At 72.3% G+C, this 23,692-nt stretch carries 20 protein-coding genes; 10 read left to right on the plus strand and 10 right to left on the minus strand.

Going from position 1 to position 23,692, the window contains the following annotated elements:
- Positions 1-12 precede the first annotated feature (12 nt).
- The 3 genes from ACZ6Y7_RS33890 to ACZ6Y7_RS33900 all read right to left on the minus strand — a co-directional run bounded on the left by ACZ6Y7_RS33890 (position 13) and on the right by ACZ6Y7_RS33900 (position 5,137).
- Positions 13-2,385: an immune inhibitor A domain-containing protein gene (locus tag ACZ6Y7_RS33890; RefSeq protein WP_465761780.1), complete on the minus strand. Its 2,373-nt coding sequence runs from the start codon at positions 2,383-2,385 to the stop codon at positions 13-15.
- A gap of 206 nt (positions 2,386-2,591) precedes the next feature.
- The gene (locus tag ACZ6Y7_RS33895; protein ID WP_465761781.1) at positions 2,592-2,969 is read right to left on the minus strand and encodes a YrdB family protein; all 378 of its coding nucleotides are present in this window, start codon (positions 2,967-2,969) and stop codon (positions 2,592-2,594) included.
- A 101-nt stretch (positions 2,970-3,070) separates the two neighbouring features.
- On the minus strand, positions 3,071-5,137 hold the full coding sequence (locus ACZ6Y7_RS33900) for a S9 family peptidase (protein WP_465761782.1): 2,067 nt from the start codon (positions 5,135-5,137) through the stop codon (positions 3,071-3,073).
- Positions 5,138-5,240: 103 nt separating this feature from the next.
- Here ACZ6Y7_RS33900 and ACZ6Y7_RS33905 point away from each other — a divergent pair, with 103 nt between their 5' ends.
- The gene (locus ACZ6Y7_RS33905) at positions 5,241-6,413 is read left to right on the plus strand and encodes an aminotransferase class V-fold PLP-dependent enzyme (RefSeq protein ID WP_465761783.1); all 1,173 of its coding nucleotides are present in this window, start codon (positions 5,241-5,243) and stop codon (positions 6,411-6,413) included.
- A 146-nt stretch (positions 6,414-6,559) separates the two neighbouring features.
- Here the strand turns inward: ACZ6Y7_RS33905 and ACZ6Y7_RS33910 are convergent, their stop codons facing one another.
- Together ACZ6Y7_RS33910 and ACZ6Y7_RS33915 are read right to left on the minus strand one after the other, a co-directional pair.
- Complete coding sequence (locus tag ACZ6Y7_RS33910) at positions 6,560-6,907, minus strand: ArsR/SmtB family transcription factor (protein WP_465761810.1); 348 nt, start codon at positions 6,905-6,907, stop codon at positions 6,560-6,562.
- A 100-nt stretch (positions 6,908-7,007) separates the two neighbouring features.
- Positions 7,008-7,382 (minus strand): hypothetical protein, encoded by a 375-nt coding sequence (locus ACZ6Y7_RS33915; RefSeq protein WP_465761784.1) that lies wholly within the window; start codon positions 7,380-7,382, stop codon positions 7,008-7,010.
- 243 nt (positions 7,383-7,625) lie between these two features.
- Between ACZ6Y7_RS33915 and ACZ6Y7_RS33920 the strand changes: the two genes are divergently transcribed.
- Positions 7,626-10,481: a DEAD/DEAH box helicase gene (locus tag ACZ6Y7_RS33920; protein WP_465761811.1), complete on the plus strand. Its 2,856-nt coding sequence runs from the start codon at positions 7,626-7,628 to the stop codon at positions 10,479-10,481.
- A gap of 246 nt (positions 10,482-10,727) precedes the next feature.
- On the opposite strand, the gene ACZ6Y7_RS33925 is transcribed toward ACZ6Y7_RS33920, so the two are convergent.
- Both ACZ6Y7_RS33925 and ACZ6Y7_RS33930 read right to left on the minus strand, forming a co-directional pair.
- On the minus strand, positions 10,728-11,030 hold the full coding sequence (locus ACZ6Y7_RS33925; protein ID WP_465761785.1) for a hypothetical protein: 303 nt from the start codon (positions 11,028-11,030) through the stop codon (positions 10,728-10,730).
- Entirely contained in the window at positions 11,027-12,208 is a 1,182-nt protein-coding gene (locus ACZ6Y7_RS33930; protein WP_465761786.1) for a helix-turn-helix domain-containing protein, read from the minus strand. The genes ACZ6Y7_RS33925 and ACZ6Y7_RS33930 overlap by 4 nt, the downstream gene beginning before the upstream one ends.
- Positions 12,209-12,606: 398 nt before the next feature.
- Between ACZ6Y7_RS33930 and ACZ6Y7_RS33935 the strand changes: the two genes are divergently transcribed.
- From ACZ6Y7_RS33935 to ACZ6Y7_RS33960, 6 genes are all read left to right on the plus strand, one after another.
- Complete coding sequence (locus ACZ6Y7_RS33935) at positions 12,607-12,921, plus strand: ATP-binding protein (RefSeq protein WP_465761787.1); 315 nt, start codon at positions 12,607-12,609, stop codon at positions 12,919-12,921.
- Between the two features lie 226 nt (positions 12,922-13,147).
- On the plus strand, positions 13,148-13,624 hold the full coding sequence (locus tag ACZ6Y7_RS33940) for a hypothetical protein (protein WP_465761788.1): 477 nt from the start codon (positions 13,148-13,150) through the stop codon (positions 13,622-13,624).
- Positions 13,611-14,144, plus strand: a complete 534-nt coding sequence (locus ACZ6Y7_RS33945) for a class IV adenylate cyclase (protein WP_465761789.1) — start codon at positions 13,611-13,613, stop codon at positions 14,142-14,144. The genes ACZ6Y7_RS33940 and ACZ6Y7_RS33945 overlap by 14 nt, the downstream gene beginning before the upstream one ends.
- 19 nt (positions 14,145-14,163) lie before the next feature.
- Complete coding sequence (locus tag ACZ6Y7_RS33950; RefSeq protein WP_465761790.1) at positions 14,164-15,252, plus strand: radical SAM protein; 1,089 nt, start codon at positions 14,164-14,166, stop codon at positions 15,250-15,252.
- A gap of 212 nt (positions 15,253-15,464) precedes the next feature.
- Positions 15,465-16,805 (plus strand): radical SAM protein, encoded by a 1,341-nt coding sequence (locus ACZ6Y7_RS33955; RefSeq protein ID WP_465761791.1) that lies wholly within the window; start codon positions 15,465-15,467, stop codon positions 16,803-16,805.
- Positions 16,802-17,806: an aminotransferase class I/II-fold pyridoxal phosphate-dependent enzyme gene (locus tag ACZ6Y7_RS33960; RefSeq protein ID WP_465761792.1), complete on the plus strand. Its 1,005-nt coding sequence runs from the start codon at positions 16,802-16,804 to the stop codon at positions 17,804-17,806. Before ACZ6Y7_RS33955 ends, ACZ6Y7_RS33960 begins: the two co-directional genes overlap by 4 nt.
- A gap of 92 nt (positions 17,807-17,898) precedes the next feature.
- Here ACZ6Y7_RS33960 and ACZ6Y7_RS33965 read toward each other — a convergent pair whose 3' ends face one another.
- The 3 genes from ACZ6Y7_RS33965 to ACZ6Y7_RS33975 form a co-directional block, all read right to left on the minus strand.
- Positions 17,899-18,801, minus strand: a complete 903-nt coding sequence (locus ACZ6Y7_RS33965) for a 5'-3' exonuclease (protein ID WP_465761812.1) — start codon at positions 18,799-18,801, stop codon at positions 17,899-17,901.
- A gap of 189 nt (positions 18,802-18,990) precedes the next feature.
- Positions 18,991-20,088, minus strand: a complete 1,098-nt coding sequence (locus ACZ6Y7_RS33970; RefSeq protein ID WP_465761793.1) for a cation diffusion facilitator family transporter — start codon at positions 20,086-20,088, stop codon at positions 18,991-18,993.
- 314 nt (positions 20,089-20,402) lie between these two features.
- Positions 20,403-21,161: a gamma-glutamyl-gamma-aminobutyrate hydrolase family protein gene (locus ACZ6Y7_RS33975; RefSeq protein ID WP_465761794.1), complete on the minus strand. Its 759-nt coding sequence runs from the start codon at positions 21,159-21,161 to the stop codon at positions 20,403-20,405.
- A 156-nt stretch (positions 21,162-21,317) separates the two neighbouring features.
- On the opposite strand from ACZ6Y7_RS33975, the gene ACZ6Y7_RS33980 reads away from it, so the two are divergent.
- Both ACZ6Y7_RS33980 and ACZ6Y7_RS33985 read left to right on the plus strand, forming a co-directional pair.
- Positions 21,318-22,703, plus strand: coding sequence for a glutamine synthetase family protein (locus ACZ6Y7_RS33980; RefSeq protein WP_465761795.1), 1,386 nt, complete (start codon positions 21,318-21,320; stop codon positions 22,701-22,703).
- A gap of 175 nt (positions 22,704-22,878) precedes the next feature.
- Complete coding sequence (locus ACZ6Y7_RS33985; protein ID WP_465761796.1) at positions 22,879-23,688, plus strand: 3-oxoacyl-ACP reductase; 810 nt, start codon at positions 22,879-22,881, stop codon at positions 23,686-23,688.
- Positions 23,689-23,692 lie beyond the last annotated feature (4 nt).

The raw sequence follows: 23,692 nt of genomic DNA on the forward strand, positions 1-23,692 counted from the left end.
CTCATGACCGGCTCAGGAGGCCGGGCCGACCCGGACGGTGGTGATCCGCCCGCCCTGGGACTCCCGGACGACCTCGATCCTGGTGTTGGTGTCCGGCACCTTCACCGTGAGCTGCGGGGTCGCCGGATCGGCGTACACCCCGCTGTGGTCGTCGAACACCGGGACGGCCGGCTCGCTCGGGATCCGCACCGCGACCCCGCCCTTGTGCAGGGTGAACGGCGTGGTGGGCTTGAGCGAGAAGGTGGCGTCGAAGGTCTGCGCCCGCGCGTTGACCGGCGTGCCGTCGGCGAAGCGGATCGGCGCCGGGTGGGCGTCGATCGGCAGGATCAGCCCGCCGCCGGGGTGGTCCTTGGTGTTGTTGTCGCCGTACGAGGTGTCCCAGAGCCAGAGCAGGACGCCCTCCTGGTACGGGTAGGTGTCGACCACGTTGGCCTTGCCCGGGACGCCGGTGTAGCCGAAGTTGTACGGGCCGGTCTTCAGGAACGCCCCGTAGCCGGTGTAGCGGCGGTTCTCGGCGATGTAGGCGCGCGGGTGCTGCTTGACGGCGGTGCGGCCGGTGATGACGGTGAAGCCGTTGGCCGTCCAGCCGTTCGCGCCGTTCTCGGCGCCGTCGACGAACAGCTCGGTGCCGCCGGCGGTGGCCCGCACGGCGTCCACCAGCACGCCCTTGCCGTGGGTGTTGCCGTCCGAGGTGACGTGGAAGCGCAGCCGGACCTGCTGCCCGAGGTAGCCGTCGAGCGGGATGTGCAGCTTCCGGTAGCTGCCCGACGTGCCGCTGAGCCCGGGGGTGTTGGCGCTGGTGTTGCCGATCGGCGCGCCGTCCACGGTGCCGCCCAGGGCGGTCCAGTGCTTGCCCTGGTCGGTGGAGGCCTCGACGGTCAGGAAGTCGTAGTCCTGCTCGACGTCGTACCAGACCGCGGCGTCCAGGGCGGCCGGGTCGGCCGCGGTGCGCAGATCGACCTCCCGGGCCAGGGAGTTGTCGAGGTTGTCGCCGGTGTCGCTCCACCACTGCCTGCCGCCCTCGTACGGGTCGGCGAGGTCGGTGCTGGTGGTGCCGTCCGGCAGGTGCACCAGCACGGCCTGTGCCTGGTCGGTGTTGTAGCTGCTCACCCCGAGGGCGTGGCTGGACCGGGTGGCGGCCTGCGCCTCGTCGTAGTTGAGCCAGCCGAACTGCAGCTTGCTCCAGGCGTCGAGGTCGCCCGGGTAGCCGCCGGTGGTGTTCGGGCCCTTGCCCAGGTACGAGCCGGAGGACATCAGCGACCAGAAGTTGACGCTGTTGTCGCCGCCGCTGGTCGGGTAGAGGTCCGGCAGGCCGAGGTTGTGGCCGTACTCGTGGGCGAACAGGCCGACACCGCTGTTCTCGCCGGCCTGGACGTAGTCGTAGACGTAGAGGCCGGTGTCGCCGACGGGCGCGCCGCCGATCTTGTCCCCGTCCGGGCCGGTCTGCCCGGTGGCGTCCGGGAAGGCCCAACTGCGGTGCGCCCACAGCGCGTCGGCGCCCTGGGCGCCGCCGCCCCAGGTCTCGTCCACCCCGGCGTGGACCACGATGACGTTGTCCAGGTAGCCGTCGGGCTGGTCGAAGTCGCCGTCCTTGTCGTGGTCGTAGCGGTCGTAGACGTCGTACTGGGCGAGCTGGGCCTTGATGTCGGCGGCGGAGCGGCCCTTGGCGATCTCGCCGTCGTACCAGGCCTTGACGGCGTCCCGGACGAACTCCTGGGCCTGGGTCCAGGCGCCGGAGCCCTGGGGGCCCTTGTTGCTGCCGTAGCGGGCCTCGTTGTACGGGACGGTGACCCAGTCGCTGACGGTGCCCTCGACGTCGTACCGGCCGGAGGACTGGGTGCGGTAGTAGTTGCGCATCGACACCGCGCCGGGCGTGTCGTCGAAGAACATCTTCTGGTAGTACGCGCGGTCGAAGTCCGGGGACCACAGCGTGTGGTTGTCGTTCTTGCCCGGCTGGGGGATCTGGTTGTGGCGGGGCCCGGGGGTGCCGCCGTAGCGGGGCTGACCGTTCCACTGGGTCGAGTCGTCGACTTGGTCGCCGAACTGGGCGAGGATCACGAAGACCTTGTCCGTGCGCTGGTGGGCCAGTTGGACGTAGTCGTTGCCGATCCGCACCTTCGCCGGGGCGCGCTTGTCGGCGGTCTTGGCGACGGTGCCCTTGTTGAGCTGCTCCAGGGCCTTGCCGCGAAGCGCCTGGCGCTCGCGCTCCTGCGGGACGAGCGGCGCCGGCGGGGCCTCGGCGCCCTGCGGGGCGGCGTCGGAGGCCGCGGCGGCGGTGACGGTGAGCGGTGCGGGGGGCGCGGCCTGGGCGGGGGTGCCGAGGAGGGTGGCCGCTATCGCGCTCGTGGTGAGCGCGGCGGCGAGGGCCGCGGACAGTCTGCGCAACTGACCTGTCCTTTCCGGGGGATGAGGGTGCTTCGGGGTGCCTCGGGGGAGCGGGCGGTGAAGCGCAGGTAATATTTCACATGTCACGGGTCACGTGGAAGAGGTTCGGGCGCGCGAAAGGGCGCCGCACCCGGAGGTGCGACGCCCCTTCTCGGAGGCCCGCTCGGCCGGTGCCGACGTCGGCCGGCCGGCGCCGGTCGTCGCCGTCAGCGGGTGGTGTACTCCAGTGCCACGCTGACCACCACCAGCACGCCGTACACCACCGCCAGCGTGGTCCGCCCGCCGGCGTACAGCGCGAGGGCGGCCGTACCGAGCGTCAGCAGCTTGAGCACGATCTCGGCGGCCAGCGGCAGCCGGTACTTGGGCCCGCCCGCGGCCAGGAACAGGCCCCAGACGGTGGCCGCCACGGCCGGCGCGCCGAGCCCCAGCAGCAGCCGGGTGGCCAGGCTGGAGCCGGCCTTGAAGCCCCAGTAGCCGAGCGCCGCCAGCATGGCGAGCTCCAGTCCGAAGGCGAGGCCGGCGTTTCCGACGGTCAGCGGCGTCCACTGGCGCTGCCCGACCGGGCCGGGTCTGTCGATCTTCATCTCGTTGCTCTCCCCGTTCCGCTGCTCCGCCCGGGCCGGGCGGCGATCACGCGGAGTGTCGCAGCCGGGCCCGGACGGCGCAATGGAACGGCGGCCGCGACTCAGCCCAAGGCGTCGCGGAGGAAGGAGAGTTCGGCCACCGTCAGCCGCTCGTTCATCCCGTCCGGGGTCATGTGGGTGACGCCCGGCAGCGGCAGCACCGCGTGCGGGCGGCCGGCCGCGGTGAGCGCCTGGGACAGCAGCAGGGTGTGCGAGGGGTGGACGTTGTCGTCGGCCAGCCCGTGGATCAGCAGCAGCGGCCTGGTCAGCCCGGGCGCGTCGGCGAGCAGGCAGTCGGCGGCGTAGCCCTCGGGGTTGTCCTGCGGCAGGCCGAGGTAGCGCTCGGTGTACGCGGTGTCGTACTGCCGGAAGTCGGTCGGCGGGGCGCCCGCGCAGGCGGCGTGGAAGACGTCCGGGCGGCGCAGCACGGCGAGCGCGGCGAAGTAGCCGCCGTACGACCAGCCGCGCACGCCGACCCGGCCGAGGTCGAGGTCCGGGTGCTCGGCGGCGAGCGCGTGCAGCGCGTCGACCTGGTCGTCCAGGGCGGCCTGCGAGAAGCGGCGGAAGATCGCCCGGGTGAAGTCCGGGGAGACGAACGGGGTCCCGCGGTTGTCGGTGGTGACCACGGCGAAGCCCTGGTCGGCCCACCACTGGCGGAGCTGCCAGCGGCGCGGTTCGGCCGCCACGGCCTGGTAGCCGGGCCCGCCGTAGACGTCCAGCAGCACGGGCAGCCGGCGGCCGGGGGCGTGCCCGCGCGGGTAGACCACGGCGGTCGGCAGTCCGCGGTCGGTGACCCGGGCGAAGCGCGGGCGGACGCGGTACGGCAGGGCGGCGCTGAGATCGGTGAGCCGCAGTTCGCGGCCGTCGCGCAGGAGCCTGCGGTGGATGCCGTCGGCGCCGGCCGAGGTGAGCAGCAGGGTGTCGGCGGCGGCGAGCGCGGAGTGCACGCCGGGGCCGGTGGCGAGCGGCTCGGGTGCGCCGCCGTCCGGGTCGATCAGGTGGACGGACTGGTCGGCCGGGTCGCCCTGGCCGGTTTCGCAGAGCAGTCGGCCGCGCAGCCGTCCGACCACCCGGCGGATCTGCAGCCCGCTGGTGTCCAGCGGCTTGCCGTCCAGGGCGAGGCCGCGGGCCTGCGGGGTGTCGTGGACGGTGAGCAGTCGGCCGTCGGGCAGCCGGTCGGGGGTGCCGGGCAGGTCGTCCACCCAGAACTCGTCGGTGGTGCGGGAGAGTTCGCGGGTCTCGCCGGTGGCCGGGTCGGCGGTCAGGAGCAGGACGCGCTGCTGCAGCCGGTCGGCGACGGTGAGCAGCACCTCGTGGTCGGAGGCCCAGGAGGCGGCGCAGAGGTACGGGAACTCCTCGGCGTCCCAGTGCAGTCGGACCCGCCCGCCGTCGAGGCCGAGGACCCACAGCTGGACGTCCGCGTTGGGGCCGCCGGCCTGCGGGTAGGCGAAGTCCTCGGGCGCCTCGGCGGGGCGCGCCGGGTCGGCGAAGTACCGCCGGGGAAGGGCGGATTCGTCCACCCGGGCGGCCAGCAGCGCGCCGCCGTCCGGTCGCCACCAGTGGCCCCGGGCGCGGCCGAGCTCCTCGGCGGCCGCGAACTCGGCGACGCCCCAGCGGGCGCCGTCGGCCGGGGAGAGCGGGTCGAGGCCGGGGGTGACGTACAGCGCGTCGTCGGCGACGTAGGCGACGCGCTGGCCGGTGGCGTCCGGCCGGGGGTCGAACGCGGGCCCGGCGACGGGGAGTTCGTCGCTGGTGCCGGCGGCGGTGTCGGTGCGGAACAGCCGGCCGTCCAGGGTGAAGACGGCGACCGCGAGGTCGGCGGTGGCGGCGTAGCCGCCGATCCCGGCGGCGACCAGCCGGGTGCGTTCGCGCAGGCGGCGCTCGACGACGGGCAGGTCGTCGCGGCGGCCGGTGCGGCCGGGCAGCAGCGCGGCGGGGTCGGCGACCAGCCGCTCCTCGCCGGTGGCGGTGTCGAGCAGGTGGAGGCGGTCGACCGGATCCTCGGAACCGGTCGAGCGGAGCAGCAGCAGCCGGGTACCGTCCTCGGCGAAGGTGTACGCGCGCGGCGCACCGAAGGTGAACCGGCCGGTACGGGCGCTGAGGGCAAGGAAGGCGTCGGTGATGGTCACGGCCGCATCGTGGTCGCGCGGTGTGCGGCGCGACCAGTAGTCTGCCATGTGAAATGTCACACACCATGCAGCTCGTACCTGTCACGCATCGCGGAGGACGTCAGTGATCGAGGACCTGCGGACCGCCGAGCCCCCGGCCCCGCTGCCCGCCGCCGAGGGCCTGTTCGGCGTCTCGGCGGACGCCGCCCACCTGAACCACGGCTCGTTCGGCGCCGTGCCCCTCCCGGTGCAGCGCGCGCAGGAACGGCTGCGGACCGAGCACGAACGCGACCCGGACGGCTTCTTCGCCGACCTGCCGGCCCGGATCGCCGCCGCCCGAACCCTGCTCGCCGCCGAGCTGGGCACCGACCCGGACCGGCTCGCCCTGGTCACCAACGTCACCGAGGCGGTCGCGATCGTCCTGGACAGCCTCCCGCTCGCCCCCGGCGACCGGATCCTGGTCACCGACCACGGCTACGGCGCGGTCACCGCGGCCGTCGCCCGCAAGGCCGCCGAGACCGGCGCCGAGGTGGCCGTCGTCCGGCTGCCGCTGGACACCCCGGACGAGCGGGCCGTCCGGGAGGCCGTGCTCGCCGCCGTGGACGGGCGCACCACCGTCGCCGTCCTGGACCAGCTCACCTCGCCCACCGCCCGCCTGGTGGCCGGCCCCGCCCTGCTCGCCGACCTGCGCGCCCGCGGCGTGACCGCCGTCGTCGACGGCGCCCACGCCCCCGGCATGCTGCCCGCCCCGGCCGAACCCGACGCCGACTTCTGGTTCGGCAACCTGCACAAGTGGGCCTTCGCCCCGCGCGCCACCGGCGTCCTCGCCGTCCGCCCCGAGTGGACCGCCCGGGTCCGCCCGCTGGCGCTCTCCTGGGAGCACGACAAGGGCTACCCGGGCAACGTCGAGTGGCGCGGCACCTGCGACTACACGCCCTGGCTGGCCGCCCCGGCCGGCTTCGACCTGCTGCGCACCCTCGGCCCGGCGGCGGTGGCCGCGCACAACACCGCGCTCGCCGCGTACGGGCAACGCGTACTGGCCGAGCGGGCCGGGCTGGCACCGCTGCCCGCCACCCCGGGGGTGTGGATGCGTGCCGTACGGCTGCCGGCCGGCCACGCCGAGAGCGAGCCGCAGGCCCGGGCGCTGATGGCCGCCGTGTGGGAGCGGCTGCGCACCCGGATCGCCGTCCGCCCCTGGGCCGGCGGCGGGGTGCTGCGGATCAGCGCGCAGCTGTACAACCGGGCGGAGGAGTACGAGCGGCTGGCGGACGGGCTGGTGGACGTGCTGAAGGCGTAGGGGTGCCCGCGCGGGTCCGGTCGCGAACCGGTCCGGCGACGCGCAGGTCCGGCGACGCGGATCCGGCTACGTGCCGGTCGCGCCGAGAACCGGTCCCGCTACGCGCCGGTCCCGCTACGCGCCGGTCCCGCTACGCGCCGGTCCCGCTACGCGCCGGTCCCGCTACGCGCCGGTCCCGCGCAGGGCCTGGTCCCGCGCAGGGCCTGGTCCGGGTCCGTCCGCAGCTCGGCGAGCAGCAGGTTCCGGTCGGCGAGCAGGCCGGTGAGGATCCGCCGGGCCGAGCGCAGCAGGTCCGCGACGTCCCCGCCGGCCAGCGCGTAGACCACCGTGCTGCCCTCCCGGGTGGCCGTGACGATGCCGGCCCGGCGCAGCACCGCGAGCTGCTGGGAGAGGCTGGAGGGCTCGACCTCCAGCTCGGCGAGCAGCCCGCGGACGGGCGTCGGCCCGGCCTGCAGCAGCTCCAGCACCCGGATCCGGACGGGATGGCCGAGCATCCGGAAGAACTCGGCCTTCACCTGGTAGAGCGCCCCCGGCCGCCGGCCGGGAGGTACCCCGATGGTCACGAGGCCCCCCTTCCTGGTGTCGGTCCGGGTCTCAGATCTCCAGCGAGAGTTCGATCCGCTTGAGCTGGTGGCGGGCCATCGCGAGGTTGGAGCGGCTGCGGTTGAGCGCCAGGAAGAGGAACAGGCCGCGGCCGCTCGGCGTCGTGATCGGCCGGACCATGTGGTACTGGTTGGTGAGGGTGATCAGGATGTCCTCGATCTCGTTGTCGTGCAGGTTGAGGAGCTCCATCGCCCGCATCTTGGCGCGGACCACGTCGGTGTTCCCGGCCGCGGCGACGTTGAGGTCCAGCTCGTTGCCGTCGCCGAGGCTGCCGAGCGCCATGCCGCTGCCGTAGTCGACGAGGGCGACGCCGATGGCGCCGTCGATCGACATGGCCTCTTTCAGGGACGTCTCCAGGTTCGCCATCGTGGCTGTCCTCCCGTGCGTTGGTGGCTGTGACGACGACGGTAGGGAGGACCGGCGGCGAACCACCGGGGATGACCGGAGACGGCCGAAGCTGGCGCAATCGTGATCACTTGAAGACATTTGCAACTATGGATCTGAGAGAGGAGTGATCTCCTCGCACGGAAAAACGGTGCTATCGATGTCAGTCCTCCCGGGTAACCTCTCGCTGAGATGCGAGATCACACCAACCACACCCGGACGGCGATGAACACCCCCGATCCAGAGCCCCAGGACGACCGGGAGCTCAGCCCCGCCGAGGCGTACGCGGCCAGCCGTCGCCGGGCCAAGGAGCAGGCCACCGCCCTGTACGGCTTCCAGCAGCTGTACGACTTCCCGCTGGACGACTTCCAGCTGGAGGCCTGCGAGACGCTGGAGGCCGGATCCGGCGTCCTGGTCGCCGCCCCCACCGGTTCCGGGAAGACCATCGTCGGCGAGTTCGCCGTGCACCTGGCCCTGGCGGCCGGGCGCAAGTGCTTCTACACCACGCCGATCAAGGCGCTCTCCAACCAGAAGTACGGGGACCTGGTCAAGCGCTACGGCGCCGCCAAGGTCGGCCTGCTCACCGGCGACAACACCGTCAACGGCGACGCCCCCGTGGTGGTCATGACCACCGAGGTGCTGCGCAACATGCTCTACGCGGGCTCCAGCACCCTCGACGGCCTCGGCTACGTCGTCATGGACGAGGTGCACTACCTCGCCGACCGCTTCCGCGGCGCCGTCTGGGAGGAGGTCATCATCCACCTCCCCGAGTCGGTCACGCTCGTCTCGCTCTCCGCGACCGTCTCCAACGCCGAGGAGTTCGGCGACTGGCTGGACACCGTGCGCGGCGGCACCAAGGTGATCGTCTCCGAGACCCGCCCGGTGCCGCTGTGGCAGCACGTGATGGCCGGCAACCGGATGTACGACCTGTTCGCCGACCCCGACCGGGACGGCCGCCCCAAGAACAACCTGAAGAACCCCGGCAAGGCCGTCAACCCCGAACTGGTCCGGCTCGCCCGCTCCGAGCTCGACCGCAACCCGCGCGACCGCTTCGGCCGCGGCCGGGGCCGCTCCATGCCCAACGGCCGTCCCGGCCGGGTCTGGACGCCGGGCCGGGTGGACGTCATCGACCGGCTCGACGCCGAGGGCCTGCTGCCCGCGATCACCTTCATCTTCAGCCGGGCCGGCTGCGAGGCCGCCGTCCAGCAGTGCCTCAGCTCCGGCCTGCGGCTCAACAAGGACGCCGACCGCGCCCTGGTCCGCGCCATCGTCGAGGAGCGCTGCGCCGACATCCCCGACGAGGACCTGCACGTCCTCGGCTACTTCGAGTGGCTGGACGGCCTGGAGCGCGGCATCGCCGCCCACCACGCCGGCATGCTGCCCCGGTTCAAGGAGGTCGTCGAGGAGCTCTTCGTGAAGGGCCTGGTCAAGGCCGTCTTCGCGACCGAGACCCTGGCGCTCGGCATCAACATGCCCGCCCGCTCGGTGGTCATGGAGAAGCTGGTCAAGTGGAACGGCGAGACCCACGCCGACATCACCCCCGGCGAGTACACCCAGCTCACCGGCCGGGCCGGCCGGCGCGGCATCGACGTCGAGGGCCACGCCGTGGTGCTCTGGCAGCGCGGCCTCGACCCGGAGGCGCTGGCCGGGCTGGCCGGCACCCGCACCTACCCGCTGAAGTCCTCGTTCCGGCCGTCCTACAACATGGCCGTCAACCTGGTCTCCCAGTTCGGCCGGCACCGCTCGCGCGAGCTGCTGGAGACGTCCTTCGCCCAGTTCCAGGCGGACCGCTCGGTGGTCGGCCTGGCCCGCCAGGTGCAGCGCAACGAGGAGGGGCTGCAGGGCTACCGCGAGTCGATGACCTGCCACCTCGGCGACTTCGACGCGTACATGGAGCTGCGCCGCCGGCTGAAGGACCGCGAGAACGAGCTGGCCCGCGAGGGCACCAGCCAGCGCCGGGCGGCCGCCGTCGAGTCCATCGAGCAGCTCAAGCCTGGCGACGTCATCCACGTCCCCACCGGCAAGTTCGCCGGCCTCGCCCTGGTCCTCGACCCGGGTCTGCCGCCGGTCAACCGCTCCGGCCGGGGCGGCTCGCGGCACCCGGACTTCCAGGACGGCCCGCGCCCGGTGGTGCTCACCGCCGAGCGCCAGGTCAAGCGGCTCGCCATGATCGACTTCCCGCACCCGGTCGCCGCGATCGAGCGGGTGCGCATCCCCAAGTCCTTCAACCCGCGCAGCCCGCAGTCCCGCCGCGACCTCGCCTCGGCGCTGCGCACCAAGGCCGGCCACCTGGAGCCCGAGCGGTTCCGCCGCGGTCGCGCGGCCGCCGCCGACGACCCGGAGATCACCCGGCTGCGGACCGAACTGCGCCAGCACCCCTGCCACGGCTGCTCCGACCGCGAGGACCACGCCCGCTGGGCCGAGCGCTACCACCGGCTGCACCGCGACACCGAACTGCTCGAACGCCGGATGCGCTCGCGCACCCACACCATCGCCCGCACCTTCGACCGGGTCTGCGCCCTGCTCACCGACCTCGGCTACCTGCGCGGCGACACCGTCACCGACGACGGCAAGCGGCTCGGCCGGCTCTACGGCGAACTCGACCTGCTGGCCTCCGAGTGCATCCGCGAAGGCGTCTGGAGCGGCCTCGCCGCGGCCGAACTCGCGGCCTGCGCCTCGGCGCTGGTGTACGAGGCCCGCCAGTCCGACGACGCCGGCGCCCCCCGGGTGCCGGAGGGCGCGGCCAAGGAGGCGCTCGGCCAGATGGTCCGGATCTGGGGCCACCTGGACGCCCTGGAGGAGCAGCACCGGATCAACACCGCCGAGGGCGTCGGCCAGCGCGAACCCGACCTCGGCTTCGCCTGGGTCGCCTACCGCTGGGCCCTCGGCCACAACCTCGACCAGGTCCTGCGCGACGCCGACATGCCGGCCGGCGACTTCGTCCGCTGGACCAAGCAACTGATCGACGTCCTCGGCCAGATCCAGGACGCCGCCGGCGAGGACGTCGAACTCCGCAAGACCGCCCGCAAGGCCGTCGACGGCCTCCGCCGCGGCATCATCGCCTACTCCTCGGTGGGCTGACGCCCGCCATCCCCAAGGGCCCGGGCTTCGAGACCAGTCTCGAAGCCCGGGCCCCTTGCCGTCCCACCCCCCACCCCCCACCCCCCTACAGCGCGGGAAGGGAGAAGGCCGGGCCCGCGCTGATCGCGCTGGCCCGGCCTTGGTGTGGTTCTGATGTTGCGGTGGGGGTTCGGAAAGCCCGCGCCCCAGATGCTCTGGGGCGCGGGCCGAAGATGTGAGAGCTCCGAGCGCCTGTCAGGTTGGATTTCAGGCGTCCCAGGCGCTCACGACCGGCTCGGGCCATTCCGGCTCCGTTGCCGCAAGGTCCGCGGGAAGCAGGGCGAGCAGCAGCGAACGGCCATCGGCAACGGCCCGCAAGGCAGCCTCTTGAGCTTCGTCCTTGGTATCGAACATCCCGTCGCCCACAGTCTCATTGTGAGGGGGTTCGCCGACCTCGCCGACCCACTGGGACGCACCCGGCCACACCCGGACGTGGGTCAGCCGGGAAGGCTCCGGCAGTCCGGTGATGCCCCGGGCGGCGGCTTCCTTGATCACGTCTTCGATGGTCATGTTCGGGCTCTCCTCATCTCGGCCAGTGCAGCGTCCAGTCGCGCAGAACGGACGACGGCTGAAAGGTCGGTCGCGGTGTGCGCATAGTGCGCGGCTTCTTCCCGAGCACCTTGGCGGTAGAGCACAGTGGCCAGCTTGGCAGTGTCGATCGCCTTCGAGCGGGCCCGGTTGGACGTTTGGGAGTCCACGGCCCGCCGGAGCCGGGACACCAGATCGGAGACCGGCCTGTCCTTGACCAGCGCCAGCAGGTAGAGAGCATGCCCGGTCTCTCCGTGGAGCTTGTGCTCGGTGAAGTACCACATCCAGCGCGGTTCGCTGCGGAGATCGGTGACGCGACTGTAGATCGACTCCGCGAGGGCGATCTGCCGCATGACCTCGCTCTCATCGCCCTGGATGGCGTACGCCTGGGCCTTCACGGCTGCGATCATCGAGAGTGCCGACAAGGGAACGTTGCCCATCGCTCTGTCGGCGAGCGCCACGGCGTCCTTCGACCTGTGTTCGGCAATCTCTTGACGAGCGAGGCCGGTTGCGACGTGACACAGGAGTCCGTCGTCGCCCGCCTCCTGTGCCGCCCTGATGCCGAGTCCGAAGGTGTTCCGTGAGGGGCCACTCTGACCCGCGTCGAACGCTGCCCAAGCGGCGAGGTCCGCGAGGTTGGCGATCTGGCCGCACAAACGATCGCGGACACGCGGCCCCATTGATGCCTTGGTGAGATCGACGACGCTTCGTAGCTCGCCGAAAGCAAGATGGCGGGTGGCTAGGCCGCCGCTGCGCCGGTCCCACTCCTCCAAGGCGAAGGTTCGCTCTGCGATGTCCTCAATGTCTTTCATTCCCACGGAAGATGGGCAAGGCATCACATCGGGAAGGATCGAGGCCAGCGAGACGGACAGGAAATCTCGGCGCTTCGATTCACTCACCTCCTCGCGGTCTCGCCGGGTCCTCTTCGAGAACAGCCCCAGCTCTGCGTTCGTGGCCACGCCGAAGACGCCGCGTAGTGCGTCGCGGACGTCCCCGTCCGGCCAGCCGATCACGCCACGTTCTAATCGGCTGATCACGTTGGCGTCAATCGCGGACTCTCGCCCTGTCGCAGCCTTGATCCGGGCGTTCACCCGATTCGCGACTTCCCTTTGTGTCCACTCTCGCCCGAGGCGAAGCCTGCGTAGTGCGTCGTTGGTCATCTCGGACCCGTCCGTGCGGTGCCGCTGCTGGGAGTCAGACCGCCTAGTGAAGTGCCTAGCGTCTGCCTACAGGATCGCCCTGTTCCGACCCGCAGCGCAGGCGTTTTGATGAGTCTCAGTCGCTCGGGGTGATGGATCGATCACTCCAGGTCTGTCGGAAGGGCCCTGAGCGGCGCTATCGCAACCTGCCCGCTCTCAACCTGGGGGCCCGTATGTCAGTCAGTGCCAGTGCAACGCCGGCCGATCGTTCGGACGGCGCACTTGTCAGGATTCCCAAGGTTCGGCCTGACGACGCCAGGTGCTCGCTGGAACTGTCCTGCCGTCCCGAATCCGCCAGGCCCGCTCGCAGGTTGGTGGCTGCTGCGCTGACCGCCTGGTCCGCCGATGAGTTGTGTGACGTGGCCGAGCTGCTGGTCAGTGAGCTGGTCGCCGATGCGGCCAAGCACACGGGCTGCACGCGGATTTCCGTCTCGGTGCACCGGCGGAAGAGCTGCGTGTGGGTGGGTGTGCGGGACTCGTCCGGTGCGTTGCCCTGCCGGTCGGAGCCGAAGCGCGAGGCCGAGTCCGGGTACGGCCTGGGTTTGGTGGAGACGCTTTCCTCTCGTTGGGGGGGTGGCCTGGGCTCCGCGCGGGAAGTGGGTCTGGTTCGAGCTGACGACGGCGACTTCGTGACGGCGGAGCGGGCTGCGCAGACGGTCGTCAGCGCGGCCTGATGCGAGGCCCCGTTCCGACCGGCCACTACTGGCGGCCGGGCGAGTGCTGAGCGCCGCACAACCATGAACCGAACAAGGAAACGGAGTTCACATGGAAGTGGCCCGAGGGTCCTTCATCACCCTTGACGGCCTCAGCGCGAGCGGGAAGACCACCGTCGCGCCGTTGGTCGCAACCCTTCTCGGCGGTGTCCACCTGACGGACGGGACGTTGCCGACGTTCCCCCGTGTGCGTGCGGAGGTCGACGCCACCGGCGTCCTGCCGGCGCGGTTCCACTGGTGGATGATGGCGAACCACATCAAGTCAGAGGCGGCCCGCGCTCTCGTTGAGAGCGGCCGGACGGTGGTGGTCGAGTCCTACTTCCCGCGCACTGTGGCCACCCACCGGGCCATGGGACACGACTGCGCTCCCGGGTACCCGAGCGGGGCCCTCGTTCCGGACGTGGCGATCCTGCTGGAGGTCGACGAGCGGGTGCGCCAGGACCGCCTTCGTCGCCGGGCCGAGCTCGGGAAGCTGAGCTACTGGCACCAGCGTGAGGAGCCGAACATCGCCGAGAGCTCCCGCGTGTACTGGATGTTCGGCCTCGTCCGCATGGACGGCACCGACCGCACGCCGGAGGAGGTGGCCACCGCGATCGCCGCTATCGTGCGCTCGAATGTCCCGAACCCGTACCAGGAAAGGGCAACCTCCCATGACCGCAACTGAGTTCGAAGCAAAGGTCCTCGGCATCGACCCGGAGAAGATCCGCGCTCTGCTGACCGGATCCGGGGCGGAGCACGTGGCCGACCGGTTCCAGCGCCGCTACGTCTACGACATCCCCGGTCGGCCCGGTGCATGGGTCCGCCTGCGCGACACCGGCCGTGACGTCACGTTGTGCGTCAAGGAGGTCCACTCCGACGCGATCGACGGCGTGACCGAGACGGAGACGGTCGTCGGCGACTTCGACATCGCGAACGCGCTCCTCGGCAAGCTCGGGTATCAGCCGAAGGCGTACCAGGAGAACCGGCGGTCCTCCTGGACGCTGGGCGGCGCGGCGGTCGAGATCGACGAGTGGCCGCTGATCCCGCCGTACCTGGAGATCGAGGGGGACAGCGCCGATCACGTCCACGCGACGGCGCTCGCGCTCGGCCTCCCGCTGGGCGAGCTGACGAGCGAGAACACGACCAAGGTCTACCGCCGGTACGGGATCGACATCGAGGCGATCCCCCGGCTGACGTTCGAATGAAAGGAGGAACGCCGTCCCAGTGACCCAACGCCCGGCGGTCCGGATCGTCCGGGACAACACCATCCGCGTCAAGGTGATCGACGCCTGCGGGATGGCCTGCACGTTCTGCCACAACGAGGGCACGCCCGTGACCGCCGACAACAAGGGCCGCACGCTGCTGCCCTTCCTGTCGGGGCCCGGCCGGACCGGACGCGTGTCGATCTACAGAGAGACGAACGGTGTCGACTTCCTCTCGGCGAAGATGGCCCCGGACATGTCCTTCCGGCGGGCGGTCCGAGCGGTGGCGAGGGCCTTCGACGCGGGCGAGGTGCACCTCACCGGAGGGGAGCCCACGCTTCACACGGAGGTGGCCTCGCTGGTCTCGGCACTGACCGGAATGGGGCTGAGCGTCGGGATGACCAGCAACGGGGAGCGCGGGCGCCAGGTGATGCCGGCGTGCTCGGCGGCCGGCCTCAACCGGGTCAACGTCTCGGTCTTCGGCACCACCGCCGAGGAACTCCAGGCCGTCCAGTCCGAGCGCTTCAACTCGGCGGGCCTGGCGGACTCGAAGGTCCGCGCTGCACAGCAGACCATCCGCGCCGCCGTCTCCAACGGCGTGAAGGTCTCCGTGAACATCGTCGTTCCCGGCATGGCCCACGTCGGCCGGGTCGTCAACCTGGTCGAGTCGTACGGGCAGTTCGCGGACGTTCGGATGCTCACCAGCATCCAGGACGGAACGGAGTCGACTGCGGCGATCGCCGAGGTGTTGGCCCGCGTCGGTGCGGACCCGGTGCTCCGGACCTTCACCGCCGGCACCTCCGATGAGCGCACCCTGTACCGGGCGCTCGGCGGCCGGGCGGTCTACGTCAAGCGGCTCCTGCCAGTGCGGCTTCCGGACACGTGCGCGTCGTGCCGGTTCAACAACGACACGGACTGCCAGGAGGGCTACTACGGCATCCGCCTGTACCTCAGCGAACACGGTGAGTACATGGTCGGTGTCTGCATCCAGCGGATGGACCTCTGCGTGCCTGTGGCCGATCTGCCGAGGAGCGGGATCGTGGAAGAGGTGCGGGCTTTCAAGGACGCCGAAGTCCGCCGGCTGGTGAGCGAGTACGGCGCCGCTGCCTGACGGGGGTCGAAATGCGGTGGTCGGCCGTTGGCTGGACCATCGAGGAGCTCGTACGGAGCCGGCTCGCACGTTCGCACCGAACGTGCGAGCCGACTCCGTATGCCCGGCGTCCTCCCGCCGCGCCGCCTCCTGCCGTTTCCACCGCCGCGGGGTGCCGGGAGGGGGGTGAAAAGGGCAGGAGGGGTGAGGTCCGGTTCGTGCATGATGACCGGATGAATCGTCGTGACCAGCGCTTCCACGTCATCGTGCTGTCGAACTTCGCGAGGGGCTTCGACAAGTACGCGTTCGCCTACGGCAAGGCGGGGATCCCGGAGAGCACCTTCCCCGACCGGTTCCACCTGCTGACCCGGGCGGAGTTGGGCATCGGCGTCGGCAAGGCGCGTCGCCTGCTGGACCGGCTGGCCGTCCCGGGCGACCGGCTGCTGGTGCTGGAGACCACGGTGGACCCGGACGAGCTGGTGCCCAACGCGTCGACCGGCCTCGGCATGGAACTCCGCGAGGCCCGCATCCGCCTGTCGGCCGTCCACGAACTGGACGGAGACGGCGAGGAGTTCACGCTGCGCCCGACGACCGTCGAGGACGCGATGGCGGCCTCCCTGGGGCTGCACGCGTCGGCGGAGCGCCGCTACGCCGGCCTGAGACCGCGCTCGGTCTCGGTGCTGCCGGTCGCCTCCGCCTGCCAGGCCCGCTGCTCGTTCTGCTTCTCCGCGGCTTCGATATCCAGCGACCAGCCGCCGGCCCGGGTCCCGTGGGACACGGTCGCCCACTGGCTGGAGCGCGCCCGCGCCGCGGGGGCCGAGCGGGCGGTGATCACCGGTGGCGGGGAGCCCACGCTCCTGCCGTTCGACCAGCAGCTGCGCCTGGTGTCCGCGTGCTCGGCGGCCTTCCCGAAGGTCGTCCTGATCACCAACGCGCACTCCCTGGCGAAGGGCGGGCACGACGACCGGGCCGGCAGGCTGGCGGCCCTGGGCGCCGCAGGCCTGAGCGTGCTGGCGGTCTCCCGGCACCACCAGGACGACGCCGTCAGCGAGCGGCTGATGGCGCTGCGCACGCCGGTGGGCTCGGTGGTCGACACCTGGCGCCTGGGCCGCGACCGCTGGCCGGGGCTGAGCCTGCGGCTGATCTGCGTGCTCCAGCACGGCGGCGTGGCCGACGCGGCCGGTGTCGCCGACTACCTCTCGTGGGCGGCGGCCCTCGGTGTCGAGGAGGTCTGCTTCAAGGAGCTCTACGTCTCCACCAGCACCGAGTCGCTCTACTTCGACCGCGCCGCCAACGTCTGGAGCCGGGAGCACCAGGTCTCGCTGTCCGTCGTCACCGGGTTCGCCGAGCGGCACGGCTTCGAGCCGGCGAGCCGGCTGCCCTGGGGCGCCCCGGTGTACCGCGGCAGCTGGGACGGCCGGCCGATGCGGATCGCCGCGTACACGGAGCCCAGCCTGCTCTGGGAGCGCACCAGCGGGATCGCCCGCAGCTGGAACGTCCTGGCCGACGGCCGCTGCTACGCCTCCCTGGAGGACCGGGCCAGCGAGCTCCTGGCGGAAGGCGCGGCGGCATGAGGTTCGAGGGGTTCCAGGACTTCCGGCAGCGCCGACTGGCCGCCGAGCCGACGCTGTTGGACGCCGCCGAGACCAATCTGTACCGGTCGCTCGCCGAGCTGCGGCCGCAGCCGCCGACGGAACCGCGCACGGTGTACCGCTGCGACCTCGCCCGGGCCTGGCTGCGGCGCTACGAGCTGCCGGAGGAGTGGTCCCGCCGCGCCATGGTCTGCCGAGGGGTCCGGCACGGGCTCGGCGTGGTGTTCCGGCGGCTGCATGCCGAGCGGGCGCGGCTGTGGCTGCCCGGCGACGTGTACCCGGTCTACTTCGAGCTGGCCCGTGCCGCCGGCCTGGCGCCCGGGTCCTACCCGACGCTGCCGACGCCCGTCCTGCCGGGGTCGGCGGCGGACGACAGGCCCGAGTACCTGCTGCTCGCCAACCCCAGCAAGCCGCTCGGCCGGTACCTGTCCGACCCCGAGTGCGCGGCGGTGGTCGCGTGGCTGCGGGAGTCACCGCGCCGCCGGGTGCTGATCGACGGCGTCTACGACCTGGGGACGCCGTTCACCGCCGGCACGCGGCGACTGCTGGACACCGGTCGTGCGGTCCTGCTGCACTCGGTCACCAAGGGCTGGCTGTGGCCGCGCACCTTCGGCATCACCCTGCTGGGGCCCGAGGACACCGAACTGGCCGACGCGTTCCGGGCGGACCCGCCGACCCCCGACCACCTGCTGATCGCCGACCGGCTGTTGACCGAGCACGGCGGCGTGCCGGGCCGGGTCGTCGACGAACTGGCCGTACGGGCCGAGCGGTTGTTCGCACGGTTGCCGCAGGACGTGCTCGGGGCGATCCCGGCGGCGAGCCGGGCGTGCCCCGGCAACTACTTCTTCCCGGTGGACATCCCGGCGCAGACGCTCCTGCGCGAGCACCGGGTGCTCGCCCTGCCGGCCGGCGTGTTCGGGGAGGGCGACTGGTCCGGCTCCGTGCTGACCAGCCTCGCCGACGCCTTCGGCCGGCAGGCCTGAGCCTCGCCGTCAGTGTTGAGCCCCGCCGTCAGTGCCGGGCCCTGCCCCGCCGTCAGTGCCGGGCCCTGCCCCGTCGGCGCTGGGCCCCGCCGTCAGCGCTGCGCCAGGGCCTCCAGCACGCGTTCCAGGGAGGTGCCGAGGCCCCAGCGGGTGGAGAGGTGCTCCAGCGTCATCGGGTCGAGAGGCTCGTGGGGGAGGGCGGGGTCGAAATCCGGGAGCGGGGCGTCGTCGGCGACCCGGACGACCTTCGGGGCGACGTCGAGGTAGCCGCCGCCCTCGACGATGTTGCGGCGGCGGGCCGGGGTGAGCTTGGAGCCGAGGTCGAGGGCGGCGGCGCGGATGGCCGCGAGGTCCCCGTACTCGTTGATCAGCTGGACGGCGGTCTTCTCGCCGATGCCCTTGACGCCCGGCAGGCCGTCCGACGGGTCCCCGCGCAGGGCGGCCATGTCGGCGTACTGGGCGCCGCGCACGCCGTACTTCTCCAGCAGCAGCGCGTCGTCGGTGACCTGCAGGTTGCCCATCCCCTTGACGGGGTAGAGCACGGTGATCGCGCGGGCGTCGTCGACGAGTTGGAAGAGGTCGCGGTCGCCGGTGACGATCTGGACCGGGCCCTCCGCACGGGCGGTGAGGGTGCCGATCACGTCGTCCGCCTCGTAGCCGGGGGAGCCGACCCGGGCGATGCCGAGCGCGTCCAGCACCTGCTCGATCACCGGGACCTGCGGGGCCAGCGTGTCGGGCACCTCCTCCTCGCCGTCCACGGCCCCCTCCGCGACGCGGTGGGTCTTGTACGAGGGGACGAGGTCGACGCGCCACTGCGGACGCCAGTCGGCGTCCATGCAGGCGACCAGTTGGTCGGGCCGGTGGTCGTGGACGAGCCGGGCGATGAAGTCCAGCAGGCCGCGGACGGCGTTGACCGGCTCACCCTGCGGCGAGCGCAGGGTGTCCGGTACGCCGAAGTAGGCCCGGAAGTACAGGCTGGCGGAGTCGAGCAGCATCAGTCGCGGTGCGGTCACGCTCAGATCATGCCGTACGGGGGCGACATCGGGGGGCTTCCGCGAACGGGGGCCCGGCGGGTGGTCGGGGTTCTCCGTGGCGACGGACGGGTCCCCCGCGGTGACGGGCGACGGTCGGGTCCCCCGTGGCGACGGACGGGTCCCCCGCGGTGACGGGCGCCGGTCGGGGCCTCAATGGTCGTGCGGCCCGGCGCGGTGGACGGGGCCGTGGGCGTCGGCGCAGTGCTCGGCGGCGGTGTCGCCGGGGGCGGCGATCTGCAGTAGCGCGCCCGCCTCGTCCTCGCCGACGTGGTCGACCTGGAGCGTGCTGTGGGTGATCCCGTACTCGTCGGCCAGGCGGCGCTGGAGCTGGCGCCGGACGGCGTGGCAGTCGCCGCCCGGGGTGACCAGGATGTGCGCGGACAGCGCGGGCTGGTTGGAGGTGATCTCCCAGATGTGCAGGTCGTGGATCTCCTCGACCAGCGGCTCGGCGACCATCCGGTCGGCGACCGCGTCGGGGTCGATCCCGGCCGGGGCGGCCTCCAGGAAGATCCGCCCGGAGTCGCGGACCAGGGCGATGCCGGCCTTGAGCATCAGCGCGACGACGATCAGCGAGGCGATCGAGTCGGCCCGGGCGTAGCCGGTGAGCAGGACGACCAGACCGGCGACGGCGGTGGCGATGAACGCGTACAGGTCGGTCAGGACGTGCTGGAAGGCGCCCTCGACGTTGAGCGAGCTGCGATTGGCCTTGGACATGCACCAGGTGGCCGCGAGGTTGACCACGATCCCGACCAGCGCGGTGACCAGCACCAGTGAGCCGGTGACCTCCGGCGGTTCGATCAGCCGGGTGACGGCCTCGTAGCCCAGCCAGGCCGAGAGCACCAGCAGGGTGACCCCGTTGGCCTGCGCGGAGAGGATCTCGGCGCGCTTGAGGCCGTAGGTGTAGCCGCCGCGGGCCGGGCGGGCGGCGAGCCGCATCGCGACCAGGGCCAGCACGATCGAGGCGGCGTCGGTGAGCATGTGCGCCGCGTCGGAGATCAGTGCGAGGGACTGGGCGGCGAAGCCGACCGCGACCTCGCCGGCCATGAAGACGACGATCAGGGCGAGGGCGCTGAGCAGCCAGCGGCGGTCCGCGTCGGCGGCGACGCCGTGCGAGTGGCCGCCGTGGCCGCCGCCGTGCGCGTGCCCGTGCCCCCCGCGTCCGCGGCCGCCGGGCCGGTGTCCTCCCGGGCCGTGCGCGTGCTCATCGTCATGTGCATGATCGTCATGGGAGTGCTCATGCCCGGCCATTGCAGTCCTCTCTGGGCACACGGGTGGGAAAGTCGCGGGGTGCGATCGACCCGCACTCGAAGTGAACCGCAGAATGGACAAAGATCCAAAGGCTGTACTGGTGACCGTTGTCGTTGCCGTCGGGCGGCTGCGCCGACCGGGTGGCCGAGGCGCCGGGGCCGCGCCTGCCGTCCGGCCCGCAGCCGTGCGCCGCAGCCTCCGGGGCGCGGGGACACCGCGTGCCCCGGCAGGGCGAGGCCTGACCCCCGCCCCCGTACGGCCCCCCGCACCCGGCGCACCCGCACGGCCCGGCGCACCCGGCGCATTTGCAGGGCTCAGCGCACGGCCGCCGCGTCCAGGACGGCCACGTCCAGCCCGGAGATGTCGAGCGCCGCCGGGGTGGCCGCCCGGACGAGGGCCCGCATCAGCCGCAGGTCGTCCCCCTGTTCGGGGTGCCACTGCACGCCGAGGGTGAAGCCCGGCCCCTCCACCGCCTCCACGGTGCCGTCCGGCGCGTGGGCGCTCACCCGCAGTCCGGCCCCGACCCGGTCGACGGCCTGGTGGTGGAAGGTCGGCACCTCCAGTTCGCTCTCCTGCAGCAGCCCGCCGAGGAGCGTGCCCGGCACCGGCCGTACCAGGTGCGTGCCGTAGCGCCCGGGCGAGCCGTTGTGCACGTCCACCGGCACCACGTCCGGCAGGTGCTGGACCAGCGTCCCGCCGCACACCACGTTGAGGACCTGCATGCCGCGGCAGACCCCCAGCAACGGCATTCCCGCCGCCAGTGCCGCCCGGATCAACGCGACCTCCCAGGCGTCGCGTTCCGGCGAGTCCACCTCGGTGGCCGGGTGGGCGGGCTCGCCGTAGTAGGCCGGGTCGATGTCCGGCCCGCCCGCGATGACGAGGGCGTCCAGCCGGGCCAGCACCTCGGGTGCGCGTTCCGGGGCGTCGGGCGGCAGCAGGACGGCGATCCCGCCGGAGTCCTGGACGTACGCGGTGTAGCGCTCGGGGACGAGGGCCACCCGCCGGTCCCGCCAGTCGCTCCAGCTCGCGTTCACCAGATAGGTGCTGACGCCGATCAAAGGCCTGCGATCCATGGCGCGCATTCTCCTCCCGAACCATCTGATCCCTCGTCAACCACGCATATCGGCGCGCCACACCCGTCCGCCCTCTTCCGCCCCGCGACGCGGAGGCCGTACGGTTCGCTGTGACCGCATGATCTCAAAGAGTGATCGAGGAAGGACGGTTCAGCTGTGTCCGAACAGACCGCCGCGGGCTCGCCGCCCCGGCCGCCGCTGTCTCTGGACGAGCTGCGCGCCCTGGTGGACGCCGGCCAGGTGCACACCGTGGCGCTCGCCTTCACCGACATGCAGGGCCGGCTGCAGGGCAAGCGCTTCGCCGCCCGCTTCTTCCTCGACGAAGTCGCCGAGCACGGCGCGGAGGCCTGCGACTACCTGCTGGCCGTGGACGTCGACATGAACACCGTGGACGGCTACGCCTTCTCCTCCTGGGCGACCGGCTACGGCGACTTCGCGATGCGCCCGGACCTCGGCACGCTGCGGTTGATCCCCTGGCAGCCGGGCACCGCCCAGGTGACCGCCGATCTGGCCCGGCACGGCGGTCACCCGGTGGACGCCGCCCCGCGGCAGGTGCTGCGCCGGCAGATCGCCCGGCTCGCCGAGTACGGCCTGGCCGCCGACATCGGCACCGAGCTGGAGTTCCTGGTCTTCCGCGACACCTACGAGCAGGCCTGGTTGGGCGGCTACCGCGGGCTGACTCCGGCGAACCTGTACAACGTGGACTACTCGATGCTGGGCACGGCCCGGGTCGAGCCGCTGCTCTCCCGGATCCGCACCGAGATGGCCGGCGCGGGGCTGGTCGTGGAGTCCGCGAAGGGGGAGTGCAACCCGGGCCAGCACGAGATCGCCTTCCGCTACGCCGACGCCCTCACCACCTGCGACCAGCACAGCGTCTACAAGACCGGCGCCAAGGAGATCGCCGCCCAACTCGGCTGCGCGCTCACCTTCATGGCCAAGTACGACGAGCGCGAGGGCAACAGCTGCCACATCCACCTCTCGTTGCGCGACGCGGTGGGCGCACCCGCCTTCGCGGACCGGGACGGCCGGATGACGGACACCATGCGGCACTTCCTGGCCGGCCAGCTGATCGCGCTGCGCGAATTCAGCCTGCTGTACGCCCCGAACATCAACTCCTACAAGCGGTACCGCCCGGGCTCCTTCGCCCCGACGGCCGTCGCCTGGGGCCGGGACAACCGCACCTGCGCCTACCGGGTGGTGGGCCACGGCCCCGGCCTGCGGATGGAGAACCGGGTGCCGGGCGGCGACGTCAACCCGTACCTGGCGGTGGCCGGGATGATCGCGGCGGGCCTGTACGGGCTGCAGCGCAAGCTGGAGCTGCCCGCGCCCTGCCTGGGCAACGCCTACGCGGTGGAGGACTACCCGAGGGTGCCCGGATCGCTGCGCGAGGCCGCCGAGTTGTGGGGCGGGAGCGAGCCGGCCCGGGAGGCCTTCGGGGACGACGTGGTGGACCACTACCTGAACATGGCCCGGGTCGAGCAGGCGGCCTACGACGGCGCGGTCACCGACTGGGAGCGCTACCGGTCGTTCGAGCGGATGTGAGTCGCGCCCGCACCGGCCGCGAGCGAAGCCCCGGCTCCGAGCGAAGCCCCGGCCGCGAGCGAAGCCCCGACCACGCGCCAAGCGCCGGCCACGAGCGGCCCCGACCGCGAGCAGACCTGGCCATGCGCGGCTCCGACCGCGCGCAGACCGGACCACACCGAGGAGTGAAGGGCCGATGAGCGACGAGCACGCCGTGCGGGACGTGCGGGAGGAGCCGGTCTGCCGCCGGCTGGTCGGCCGTACGGCCGTGGTGACCGGCGCCGGCAGCGGGATCGGCCTGGCCGCCGCCCGCCGACTCGCCTCGGAGGGGGCGCGGGTGGTCTGCGCGGACCTCGACGAGGAGAGCGGCCGGGCGGCCGCCGAGGAGGTCGGCGGGCTGTTCGTGCACACCGACGTCACCGACCCGTCCATGGTCGAGGCGCTGTTCGACGAGGCGTACGAGACCTACGGCAGCGTGGACGTCGCGTTCAACAACGCGGGCATCTCCCCGCCCGAGGACTACTCGATCCTGACCACCGGCCTGGACGCCTGGCGCAGGGTCCAGGAGGTCAACCTGACCTCGGTCTACCTGTGTTGCCGGGCGGCACTGCCGTACATGCGCCGGCACGGGCGGGGTTCGATCATCAACACCGCCAGTTTCGTGGCCCGGATGGGCGCGGCGACCTCGCAGATCTCGTACACCGCGTCGAAGGGCGGGGTGCTGGCGATGTCCCGCGAGTTGGGCGTGCAGTTCGCCCGGGAGGGGATCCGGGTCAACGCGCTCTCGCCGGGACCGGTGGACACCCCGCTGTTGCGCGAGCTGTTCGCCGCGGACCCGGAGCGGGCCGCGCGTCGGCTGGTGCACATTCCGCTCGGCCGGTTCGCCCGGGCGGAGGAGATCGCGGCGGCGGTGGCGTTCCTGGCGAGCGACGACTCCTCGTTCATCACGGCGAGCGAGTTCCTGGTGGACGGCGGCATCTCCGGGGCGTACGTCACCCCGCTGTAGTCCG

This window comes from Kitasatospora sp. NPDC053308, from assembly GCF_055585785.1.